This window comes from Streptomyces sp. NPDC058459 (assembly GCF_042721685.1).
In the GTDB taxonomy this organism is placed as follows: domain Bacteria; phylum Actinomycetota; class Actinomycetes; order Streptomycetales; family Streptomycetaceae; genus Streptomyces.
On sequence record NZ_JBHXLV010000370.1, the window covers coordinates 1 to 2875 of the forward strand.

Annotated in this window: 4 protein-coding genes; 1 reads left to right on the forward strand and 3 read right to left on the reverse strand. The window is 72.2% G+C overall.

Translation table 11 applies throughout. The annotated features are described in order from the left end of the window. Positions 1-201: 201 nt before the first annotated feature. On the reverse strand, positions 202-666 hold the full coding sequence (locus tag ACFWN1_RS32660; RefSeq protein ID WP_384370192.1) for an Asp23/Gls24 family envelope stress response protein: 465 nt from the start codon (positions 664-666) through the stop codon (positions 202-204). A gap of 98 nt (positions 667-764) precedes the next feature. Between ACFWN1_RS32660 and ACFWN1_RS32665 the strand changes: the two genes are divergently transcribed. Beyond that, positions 765-1481 carry a nucleopolyhedrovirus P10 family protein gene (locus ACFWN1_RS32665; protein ID WP_384370187.1) on the forward strand — a complete coding sequence of 239 codons (717 nt, stop codon included), beginning with the start codon at positions 765-767 and terminating at the stop codon, positions 1479-1481. Positions 1482-1500: 19 nt separating this feature from the next. Here the strand turns inward: ACFWN1_RS32665 and ACFWN1_RS32670 are convergent, their stop codons facing one another. Both ACFWN1_RS32670 and ACFWN1_RS32675 read right to left on the reverse strand, forming a co-directional pair. Beyond that, positions 1501-2304 (reverse strand): enoyl-CoA hydratase/isomerase family protein, encoded by an 804-nt coding sequence (locus ACFWN1_RS32670; protein ID WP_384370189.1) that lies wholly within the window; start codon positions 2302-2304, stop codon positions 1501-1503. A 129-nt stretch (positions 2305-2433) separates the two neighbouring features. Then, positions 2434-2655 (reverse strand): helix-turn-helix domain-containing protein, encoded by a 222-nt coding sequence (locus ACFWN1_RS32675; protein ID WP_004002281.1) that lies wholly within the window; start codon positions 2653-2655, stop codon positions 2434-2436. Between the last annotated feature and the right edge of the window lie 220 nt (positions 2656-2875).

Below are 2875 nucleotides of genomic sequence, written 5' to 3' on the forward strand. Positions count from 1 at the left end.
GGCGAAGAATCCGACGGCCCCGAGGGCCGCCACCAGCACAAAGGCTCCGAAACCGCCGTAGAACCCGGCGAAGCCCAGCGCCATTCCGGCGATCATGCCGACTGCTGCCATTCTCATCTCCGCAGCGCTCCTTCAGCTGAGTCAGCCCGCCCGGCCGGCTGGCTCAGCCGGTCCGGTCCACCTGTCCGAGTACCCCGTGACTCACTGGATACGAGGCTGCTCCGGTTCCTCGTCATCGTCGTCGTCGGGGAGGTGGACGTCGCTGACCGCGATGTTGACCTCGACGACCTCGAGACTGGTCATGCGCTCGACGGCGGCGATCACGTTCTCCCGCACCTCGCGGGACACCTCGCCGATCGGGAAGCCGTACTCGACGACGATCTCCAGGTCGAGTGCGGTCTGCACCTCGCCGACCTCGGCCTTCACCCCACGGGTCACGGCCTTTCCGCCGCCCGGCACCCGGTCGCGCACGGCGCCGAAGGTGCGGGAGAACCCGCTGCCCATGGCATGCACGCCGACCACGTCACGTGCCGCCATTCCAGCGATCTTCTCGACGACTCCGTCCGCGATCGTGGTGCGGCCTCTGGTGGCCGGGTCGCCGCCGCCGGACCGGGGCTGCTTACGGGCCGAGGTCTGCGGCTCGCTGTCGCCGCCGTGGGTTGCCATCTCGCTCATCGCCACTGCTCCCCTTTTCGGTCGTCGTTCTCCGACCACCGTAAGCACGCCTGCGCCGTCGCGCGCCGTGGAGGGGGCAGGGTGGAGGAATGACGGCGGACTGGACACAAGCGGTACGGCAGCGACTGGCGCCCGGCAGACTGCTGCCGCTCGGCGGGAGCCGGGACGGCGCGTGGATGACGGAGCGGGCGGCCGCATCGGTGCTCGGCGAGGCGGCGGCCAGGGTGCCCGGGGCACGGCTGGGCACGCTGCGGATCGGGGTGGCCGACCCGCGGGATGTGCGGGAGCCGGTCGTGCCGGCCCCGCCGAGCGCGCTGTGGCCGGGACCGCTGCGGGTGACGGCGGACTTCACCGCGGTCGGCGACCGGCCGCTGCCCGTGACGGCGGACCTGCTGCGGTCGGCGCTGACGACGGCGGTGGAGCGGCTGGGGCTCACGGTGACGGAGGTGGACCTGCGGGTGACGGACCTGCTGGAGGCGCCCCTCGAACCGCCACCGGCGCCCCCGGCACAGCGGCCGCCGGACGCGGAGCGGACCACCGACCCGGACGAGGCCCTGGTGGCCGCGGCCGTGCTCACGGTGGCCGGCGTGGCCCGGCTGACGGCCGCCTTCGGCGACCGGGGCCACGCGGTACGGGTCGAGCGGCGGGCGTCGGACGCGGCGCTCCCGCACCGGCATGTGTACGTGGAGCTGGCGACGGACTCCGCGCACCGGGCCACGGAGGTGGCCCAGCGGGTGCGCGCGGCGGTGCGGGAGACGCTGGAGGACCGCCCGACGGTGGCGGTCCTGGTGACCGGCGTGGAGTGAGCGCGGTTCGCGGGGGCGGTCAGTCGCCGATGCCCGCCAGGTCACGGAGCCTGCGGGCCTGGGCGGCGCGCTCGGCGACGACCTGCTCGTCGAAGGAGCGGCCGACGGCACCGCGCAGCAGCGCCTTGGTCTCCACCACGGCGTCCCGCGGCGCGGCCAGCACCGCGGCGGCCAGGTCGGTGGCGGCGCCGTCGAGTTCGGCGGCGGGTACGGCGACACTGGCCAGGCCGGAGACGACGGCCTCCTCGGCGTGCACGAAACGGCCGGTGACACAGATCTCCAGCGCGCGGGCGTAGCCGACGAGGCCGACCAGCGGGTGGGTGCCGGTGAGGTCGGGGACCAGACCGAGGCTGGTCTCACGCATGGCGAACTGCACGTCGTCGGCGACGACCCGCAGGTCACAGGCGAGGGCCAGCTGGAAGCCGGCCCCGATGGCATGTCCCTGCACGGCGGCGATGGACACGATGTCGTTGCGCCGCCACCAGGTGAACGCCTCCTGGAACGCGGCGATGGCTGAGTCGACCCCGGCGTCGTCACGGTGCGCGAGGTCGATGAAGGTCGGCTCACCCTCGATGCCCTCAGGCGTGAACATCTGACGGTCCAGCCCGGCGGAGAAGGACTTGCCCTCGCCGCGCAGCACCACGACCCGGACGGAGCCCGGCAGCGCCCGGCCCGCCTCGGCGAGCGCCCGCCACAGAGCGGGGCTCTGCGCATTGCGCTTGGCGGGGTTGGTCAGGGTCACCGTGGCGAGCGCGTCGTCGATGGTGAGCCGTACCCCGTCCTTGTCGAGAACAGGAGCGAGGTCCTGGTCGGGCGAAGCCATGGGGCGCCTCCGATGGGTGCGGTCATCACGCGGGGCCGTACGGCACCGCGAAGTGACTGCACAGTAACCACCCGGACGGTCACGGAACCGACCGGGTGGCCACCATCGAAGCCGATGGACCGCCCGGAGTCAGGACGACGCGGCTTTCTTGCCCCGCGTCGCACCCCCCCGCCCACGGAGCGTGACGCCCGACTCGCTGAGCATCCGGTGCACAAAGCCATACGAGCGACCGGTCTCCTCGGCCAGCGCCCGGATGCTCGCACCGGAGTCGTACTTTTTCTTCAGGTCTGCCGCGAGCTTGTCGCGCGCGGCGCCGGTTACCCGGCTGCCCTTCTTCAGAGTCTCGGCCACCCGGTCCTCCTCATGGGAAGTGCGCTCTGGTCTTCTCATGATCACCCCTTCTCGTCAGGTTGGCCACCCATTCGGCAAGGTCCGTGAGACGAGGTTGTGACGACAGGAGCGGGTCCCCACATACGGAATCAGTCATTCCGAAGTGGCGCGCGCGTACCGCCGAACGGGTGGAATCAGGAAGTCCCAGGTCAGAGACGTGAGACGGCCGGTCCCCCGGTAC

Bases quoted from the DNA above. Each gene is read 5' to 3' on its own strand.
- ACFWN1_RS32660 (WP_384370192.1), bottom strand. From the start codon at position 666: ATGGCAACCCACGGCGGCGACAGCGAGCCGCAGACCTCGGCCCGTAAG.
- ACFWN1_RS32665 (WP_384370187.1), top strand. From the start codon at position 765: ATGACGGCGGACTGGACACAAGCGGTACGGCAGCGACTGGCGCCCGGC.
- ACFWN1_RS32670 (WP_384370189.1), bottom strand. From the start codon at position 2,304: ATGGCTTCGCCCGACCAGGACCTCGCTCCTGTTCTCGACAAGGACGGG.